The following is a 7,851-nucleotide window of genomic DNA, read 5'->3' as shown; positions in this document are numbered from 1 at the left end:
ACGACGACGTTTTTGGTAGGGCTTGTTTACGCTTATGTTGGTCATGTTAAGTGTCCACTTAAAAATAAGTGGACACTATCCTGACGGCCGCAGCGCCTGGCTCAAGATGGGTTTACCGGACGGTTACTGCTCATCTACTTTTCTGGCGCGATCTTCAAGTTGGGCGCGTCTGCCCCAGTCAGGATCACCCTTGGTAATGCGAAGCACGACGCCAACAGATTTCTTACCAAGAAGCCGCTTGAGCCAGGTTGTACCGCCGCGCACCGCATGAACGGCGGCTTCGATGGGCTCGCCCTTGAGCAATGCATCCGCATCCCGCGCGTCCGAAGGAAGCCAGCCTATTTGCTCCCCAGATTGCGTAAGGACTTTGACTGCCCATCTATCGTGCTGATTTGTCGGGTCGGCCTTGAGTTGAACCGGTTCGTTGGTTCGCATGCGGCGAATGATGTCTTGGCGCGATGTGCCATCATCGTTGTCGTGGCTCTCGCCACGCACGCCAACAAGAAATGTTCGGCTCATGGTTCGGGTTCTCGGAATGCTCGGTTGTGCCGCCTAACGCTTTTGTTCAGCGGCAGCTTTTGCGCAGCGAAGCGAAGAAAAAGCTGTCCGGTGGAGGGCCGCCAGGCCCGGAACGAACTGGAACTATTTGTTACGTGCTAACTGCTCCACCTCTTGTACAAAATCAACAACCTGCTGTCTGCTTGCCCCACGAAATGGCAGATAACAGACTGCCGTCTTAAAGATGATTAGCGCGTATCCGTGACCGATCTCCGAGCCCACGAATTGTGAAGGCCTCCAACTTTTACAACCCTCATCAGAGTTTTTTTGTATGAGGCCGTCCTCAATGCTGTACTGATACTTCGTGCCCCGACTCAGCACGATTTCGCTGAGGCCTGCGCTATGAAAGCCACTTACTCTATTGGTAAAAACGTACCAAATAACCAAGCCTATTGCCGCCAAAATTCCGGTTGCAGTCAGACCTCCAAACAAAAGCGAAGTTGCGCTATTCAAGATTATTGGCAAAGAGGCTGACCAAAGTAAGGCAGTCGTTATCAAAAAACCATATCTCCAAGCCGGAGCCTTTCTGACCTTTAAAGACCCCTCTTCGTTTTTTTCTAACGGGTCTAGCTCGATTTCCAACATACTCACACGTAACAGTGAATTCTACGAACGAGTTCGTATATCCCGCGTTCGTATAACTCCAACCCAAACGCGCCCGAAATTCTTAATTTTTCCAATAAAAAACAAAAGCATGAGAGCAATCCACCACGGCTACCGCCGGAGTTATACGCCCTCAACAGAGCCACTCCTGCTCTTATCCTGGGGCGTATAACTCCGCCCTTTTAACTTTTACTTTTTAACCATATCAGAAGGTTACGAATAATTCTTTGGGATTTTCCGGAGTTTTGCGAACGCGTTCGTATAACTCCGTCGAAATTTCTCGGTTGACTTCACCTGAAATTATTTTACTGTACGCATATACAGCTTAAGGAGTACTAAGGATATGGATATCCCCGCCCCCATCCCGGCCCAGCCAACCCGGTTTCTGGATCGGCTTCGGAGCTTTATCCGGCTGCGAGGCTTGGCCTACAAAACCGAGCAAACCTATGTCTTCTGGATCAAGCGCTTTATCCGGTTTCATGGCCGAAAGCACCCAGAAACCATGGGCTCTGGTGAGGTAGAAGCATTTTTGTCTCACCTGGTACTGCAGGCAAATGTCAGCGTGGCTACCCAGCGAGTAGCTCTGAATGCTCTGATCTTTTTATATCGCGAGTTTTTGGGGGCGCCCCTGGAAGAACTCCAATATGAGCCAGCCAGAAAACCCAAGAAGCTGCCCGTCGTATTCAGCCCGGACGAAGCCACGCGGGCGATTGCGAACCTGGAAGGCGAGTACAAACTGATCGCCATGCTGATTTACGGGGCGGGTTTACGAATCAGTGAAGCGCTTCGGCTCCGGATAAAGGACATCGATTTCGGAATGCAGCAGTTAATTGTCCGGGAAGGGAAAGGCGGTAAAGACAGGATCACACTGCTGCCAGAACGGCTGATTGAGCCTCTTCAGAAGCAAATCCACTCAACTCTTCTGCAGCATCAGGTGGATATGGGGCCACGACTTTAGTGTGCGCAGCCCGGTAGACGAGGTTTTTTAATAAAGCTCGTCTGTTCTGGCCGCCATGATAAAGTCATTTTTATGCAACCCACCGATTTTGTGGGTCCACCAGCGCACGGTGGCTTTGCCCCACTCCAGCAAAATCGCCGGGTGATGGTTTTCCGCTTCGGCCAGGTCCGCCACTTTGTTGGTGAAGGCCTGTGCTTCCACAAAGTTTTTGAAGGTGAATACCCGGCGTAACTGTTCCTCGCCATCTACCATCACGTCTTCCCAGTCGGGGATGGCGCTCAGCAGCTCCTGTTTCTCCTGGCCGGTCACTTTGGGGGCGTCTGCGCGGCAGGCTTCACAGGCTTGTTGGCTTAGTTTTGTCATGGCTGGTTCCTCCTTGTCGGGTTGCTGTGTTCAGCGTGGGTGTCGTGCCCGGTTTTATCAAGTTGGTAGTTGAAATTCCGCCCTCACAAGAATACTGTATATATAAACAGTATTCGGATGATTTCCCATGAGCGAATTACTCAGCAGCCTTCTGCAAGATGCCCGTATCTGGCAGGGCCATAAGCACAGAAAGACCACCCAGCCGGCGGAGTCGACGGGCTATCAGGTGCTGGATAACCAGCTGGGCGGTCTGGGCTGGCCGCGGGGTGCGTTGAGTGAGTGCCTGCTCGACACCTGCGGCATTGGCGAGTTGCACCTGGTACTGCCGCTGATGCAACGGATATCCGCCGCCGGCAAAACCATTTTCTGGCTGAACCCGCCGCACACGCCTTACGCTCCCGCACTCGCCCGTGAAGGGGTGGATCTGGACCACCTGGTGATGATCAACACACGGGATCAGGGGGACTTTTTATGGACCATGGAAAACTGCCTGCGCTCCCCGGTTACCGGGCTGGTGCTGGCCTGGCCGGGCAAGCTCGCCAGCCGGGATGTCCGGCGCCTGCAACTGGCGTCAGAAGCCGGCGGCAATGTGTGTGTGTTATTCCGTAGCCGCCGGCTTTCAGACCAGAACTCTCCGGCAGCCTTACGGCTCGAACTGGTGCCCGGTGAACATCAGGAACTCAAGGTAAACATTATCAAACGCCGCGGTAGCTGGCCGGGGCAGCGTTGTTCCATTGCTCTCGGGCACCGGGCCAACATTGCTGTTCAGGATTCCTCCCGCGTCGTTCAGGGGCCCTGGCCCGAGGCCCGGGGGTAGCCCTGTGCTCTGGCTTTACCTGCACTTCCCTCACCTGTTGCTGGACCACGTCCGCCGCAGCCAGAATGCCACGGGCGCCCTGGCGATTGTAGACGGTGCCGGGCAAGGCGTTGTTCAGGCCTGCCCCACCGCCCGGGACCTGGGTATTACCCCGGGTATGCGCCTGAAAACAGCTCTCGGCCTGGCTCCGGATCTCAACATACTGCGGGCAGATGCAAAACAGGAGGCCTGGTTGCTGGAGGACCAGGCCCGCTGGCTGTACCACTATGCCGCACACATCAACCTGGCACCGCCGGATGGCCTCTGGGCAGAAGTCAGCAGCCTGCAGAAGCTGTACGGCGGTTTGCCGGCCATCTGGCAAACGGTGGAACAGGCGTTAACCGAACGCCAGCTCACGGCCTGGGTGGCTATTGGCCACACGCCTCTGGCCGCCCGGTTGCTGGCCCATACCGGCAAGGGCGAATGCACGGCAGACAAAGGCCATATCCTGACGGCGCTTGGCAATCTGCCATTACAGGCTGCGGGCTTTGACAAGAAATCCTGCACTCGCCTGCAGCGCCTTGGGCTGAACACCCTGGGTGAGGTATTTGCCCTGCCTGCCCCGGAACTGGCCCGGCGGTTATCACCGGAGCTGCTGGCCATTATCCAGAAAATCCAGGGCACCCGGGCTGATCCCAAGGCACCCTGGCGGCCACCCCACACGTTCCGGCAGCGGGCGGATTTTATCCAGGAGGTGGAGCACGCTCAGGGGCTGCTATTCTCGCTGCAGCGGATACTGGCAGAGCTGGAAGAAGACCTGTGCTGGCGCCAGCAGGATACCGACACCCTGCTGTTGGTGTTGCAGCACCGGCATGAAGAGCCCACCCGTTTACGTATCCGCACCACCGGGCCGGAGCACCGGGCCGAGGTTTTTCTGAAGCTGATACAGCTGAAGCTGGACCAGCAACCGCTGCGGGCTCCGGTCACCGGCCTTGTTCTGGCGGTTAAACGCTTTACCGGCCGAGAGGCGCCGGGGGGCCAGGATCTGCTGGGCGAAACCCAGGATCTGAACGAGGCCTGGCACACACTGATCAGCCGCCTGCAGGCCCGACTGGGTGAACAGGCCCTCAAGCAACTGGCGCCAATGGACGATCACCGGCCGGAACATGCCTGGTCTGCCAGCGAAGTACGCAAACCCGGAAAGCGCCAGGACAGCGCTTCGGCGCTACTTCCCCACCGCCCCTTGTGGTTGCTGAAAGGCCCCCGGCCACTGGAACAAACGCCGGTAGCCTGGCATTCCGGCCCGGAACGCATCAGCGGTGGCTGGTGGGATGGCCAGCGGGTACACCGGGATTACTACATCGCCCGGTTACCGGGCGGCGAGCTGGCCTGGGTGTTCCGGGATGTTAACGATGGCTGGTTCATACATGGATGGTTTGGCTAATGGCAGACAGCTACGCAGAACTCTTCTGTTTCAGCAATTTCACCTTCCTCACCGGGGCCTCACACCCCCATGAGTTGGCGGAACGGGCCCTGGAGCTTGGCTATCACGCCATCGCCATCACCGACGCCTGCTCGGTGGCGGGTATTCCCAGGGCCTGGGCCGCCTTGAAAGACAGCCCGGTAAAGCTGATTACCGGCAGCTGGTTTGAACTGGAAGATGCTCCGGCTGGCGCTGCCACGCCCCGCTTCATCCTGCTGGCCCAGTCCCGCAAGGGCTACGGCCAGCTGTGCCAGCTGATCACCACCGGCCGGCGCCGGGCAGAAAAAGGCCAGTACCAGCTGTTTGCCCGCGATATTGAAGCCCACGAGCTGGATCACTGCCTGTGCCTGTGGCAACCACCTTCCACGGCGGCGGCCAGCTACGAACAGGCCGGGGCTTGTGGTGAATGGTTGCAGCGGTTGTTTGAGCAGCGCCTGCGCATTGGCGCTACCCGCACCCTGGAGGCCGGCGAGGAGCAACATCTGGCCCGGGTACGCGCGCTGGCTGAACACTTGCAGCTAGCCGTGGCGGCAACCGGCGAAGTACACATGCACGCCAGGGAACGCCAGCCACTGCAAGATGTACTCACCGCCCTGCGCCACCACGCCACGGTCGAAAACGCCGGCCACTGCCTGTTCCAGAACGGCGAACGCTACCTGCGCCCGCTCCCGGTGCTGCAACGCCTGTTTCCGCAAGCCTGGCTTCAGGAAACCGTAAACATTGCCAACAGCTGCAGCTTCGAGCCCGGCAGCCTGCGCTATGAGTACCCACCTGATCTTGTACCGGAAGGCGAATCCCCGGCGGCCTATCTCAAACGCCTGACCCGGGAAGGCGAACGCCGCCGTTATCCCGAAGGCACCCCGATGAAAGTGCAGGCGTTGATCCGCAAAGAGCTGGGGATGATCTCGGAGCTCAACTACGAGCACTACTTCCTCACCATCCACGACATCGTGGCCTTTGCCCGCAAACGGGGCATTCTGTGTCAGGGGCGAGGATCAGCCGCCAACTCGGCCGTCTGTTACTGCCTGGGCATTACCGAGGTGAACCCGGCCAAGGTCGAGCTGCTGTTTGAACGTTTCATCTCGAAAGACCGGGACGAGCCACCGGATATCGATGTGGATTTCGAGCACCAGCGGCGGGAAGAGGTCATCCAGTACATCTACCAGCGCTACGGCCGGGAACGGGCGGCGCTGGCCGCCACGGTTATCCGCTACCGCTACCGCAGCGCCATCCGGGATGTGGGCAAGGCACTTGGCTTTGATGCCGCCCTGGTAGAAAAGCTGCTCGACGGCATCGACTGGCGCGATAAAAGCACCAACTGGCGTCAGCAGATACTGGACAAGGGGCTCACCCGCAACCCGAAAGTGGCGGAGCAGTTCTTTACCCTGGTGAACACCTTACTGGGCTTTCCCCGCCACCTGTCTCAACACGTAGGTGGTTTTGTTATCAGCGCAGGGCCACTGGCGGAACTGGTGCCGGTGGAAAACGCCGCCATGGAAGGCCGCACGGTCATCCAGTGGGATAAGGACGACCTGGAAAGCCTGGGCCTGATGAAAGTGGATGTACTGGCTCTGGGCATGCTCACCGCCATCCGCAAGGCACTGGAGCTGATCAGCGAAGAAAAAGGCCAGGCCTTCACCATGCAGGATGTGCCCCAGGAAGACCCGGACACCTACGCCATGCTGCAAAAAGGCGACAGCATCGGCGTATTCCAGGTGGAATCCCGGGCCCAGATCAACATGCTCCCGCGCCTGAAACCGGAAACCTTCTACGACCTGGTGATCGAAGTCGCCATCGTGCGCCCCGGCCCCATTCAAGGCGATATGGTGCACCCCTATTTGCGCCGCAAACACGGCCTGGAACCCGTCGAATTCCCCAACGATGCCGTCCGGCAGGTACTGGAGCGCACATTGGGCGTGCCCATCTTCCAGGAACAGGTGATCAAACTGGCCATGGTCGCCGCCGGCTTTACCGGAGGCGAGGCCGACAAACTGCGCCGGGCCATGGCCGCATGGAAATCCCACGGGGACTTAACCCCGTTCCGGGACAAACTCATCAACGGCATGCTCGAACGGGGCCATGATCCGGACTTTGCCGAGCGCCTGTACCAACAGATCTGCGGTTTCGGCGGCTACGGCTTCCCGGAATCCCACGCCGCCAGCTTCGCTTTACTGGTGTACGTCTCCGCCTGGATAAAACGCCACCATCCGGCCGCCTTCTACTGCGCCCTGCTCAACAGCCAGCCCATGGGCTTCTACTCCCCCAGCCAACTGGTTCAGGACGCCCAACGTCACAAGGTCACCGTACTGGCGCCAGACGTCAACCACAGCCACCGTGAACACACCCTGCAAGGCCCGGAAAAACACCTGCGCCTGGGCCTCAGAATTATTCAGGGACTGTCTTCCAGCGGCGCAGATCGTATCCACCAGAACCGCCCGAAAAACGGCTACCAAAGCGCCGCCGAACTGCGCACACGCGCCGGCCTCAACCAACGCGACATGGAACTCCTCGCCGGCGCCAACGCCATGCCCGGCTTCACCAGCAACCGCCACCAGGCTTACTGGCAGTTACTCGAACACGAAGAACCGGCCGAACTCTTCGCCAACGAAACTATCGCAGACTACCAACCCGAACCCTGCCACCTGCTCCCGGAACCCACCGAAGGCCAGAACGTCCTCGCCGACTACGGCAGCCAGGGCCTAACACTACAAAGACACCCCCTCGCCCTGCTCCGCGAACAAGGCCACCTGAGCTACTGCCTCACCGCCGACCAACTAAAAACCACCCGCCCCGGCATCCCCGTACAGGTCGCCGGCCTGGTCACCGGCCGCCAACGCCCCGGCACCGCCTCCGGCGTCACCTTCGTCACCCTCGAAGACGAAACCGGCAACATCAACGTCGTCGTCTGGCTCGAAACCGCCCGAAGACAACGCAAGCCGTTACTCACCGCCCGCTTGTTACACGTGAAGGGTGTTATCGAAAAAGAGGGAGACATCGTTCATGTCATGGCCGGCAAGCTGTCTGATCTGAGCCACCTGATTAACTCGTTACCGGTTAGCTCCAGAGATTTTCACTGAACACCAAAACCAG

General features: G+C 58.7%; 6 protein-coding genes. 4 read left to right on the top strand and 2 right to left on the bottom strand.

What is annotated here, in order from left to right:
- Positions 1–123: 123 nt before the first annotated feature.
- Complete coding sequence (locus LWH94_RS11770) at positions 124–519, bottom strand: HIRAN domain-containing protein (protein WP_232902334.1); 396 nt, start codon at positions 517–519, stop codon at positions 124–126.
- A gap of 985 nt (positions 520–1,504) precedes the next feature.
- Between LWH94_RS11770 and LWH94_RS11765 the strand changes: the two genes are divergently transcribed.
- Positions 1,505–2,119 carry a phage integrase N-terminal SAM-like domain-containing protein gene (locus LWH94_RS11765; protein WP_232902333.1) on the top strand — a complete coding sequence of 205 codons (615 nt, stop codon included), beginning with the start codon at positions 1,505–1,507 and terminating at the stop codon, positions 2,117–2,119.
- Between the two features lie 27 nt (positions 2,120–2,146).
- On the opposite strand, the gene LWH94_RS11760 is transcribed toward LWH94_RS11765, so the two are convergent.
- A complete protein-coding gene (locus LWH94_RS11760) occupies positions 2,147–2,482 on the bottom strand; it encodes a 4a-hydroxytetrahydrobiopterin dehydratase (RefSeq protein ID WP_199455848.1) in 336 nt (111 codons plus the stop codon).
- Positions 2,483–2,609: 127 nt separating this feature from the next.
- On the opposite strand from LWH94_RS11760, the gene imuA reads away from it, so the two are divergent.
- From imuA to LWH94_RS11745, 3 genes are read left to right on the top strand one after another with little or no spacing between them, the layout of a single operon-like run.
- Positions 2,610–3,299 carry a translesion DNA synthesis-associated protein ImuA gene (gene imuA / locus LWH94_RS11755; protein ID WP_232902332.1) on the top strand — a complete coding sequence of 230 codons (690 nt, stop codon included), beginning with the start codon at positions 2,610–2,612 and terminating at the stop codon, positions 3,297–3,299.
- Between the two features lie 4 nt (positions 3,300–3,303).
- Positions 3,304–4,722, top strand: a complete 1,419-nt coding sequence (locus LWH94_RS11750) for a Y-family DNA polymerase (RefSeq protein ID WP_232902331.1) — start codon at positions 3,304–3,306, stop codon at positions 4,720–4,722.
- The gene (locus LWH94_RS11745) at positions 4,722–7,838 is read left to right on the top strand and encodes an error-prone DNA polymerase (protein WP_232902330.1); all 3,117 of its coding nucleotides are present in this window, start codon (positions 4,722–4,724) and stop codon (positions 7,836–7,838) included. Before LWH94_RS11750 ends, LWH94_RS11745 begins: the two co-directional genes overlap by 1 nt.
- Positions 7,839–7,851: the final 13 nt, after the last annotated feature.

The sequence above is a fragment of the Marinobacter sp. G11 genome (assembly GCF_021282325.1).
Lineage (GTDB): Bacteria > Pseudomonadota > Gammaproteobacteria > Pseudomonadales > Oleiphilaceae > Marinobacter > Marinobacter vinifirmus.
Note: the sequence above shows the minus strand (reverse complement) of the source record. Positions and strands in the feature narration are given on the sequence as shown.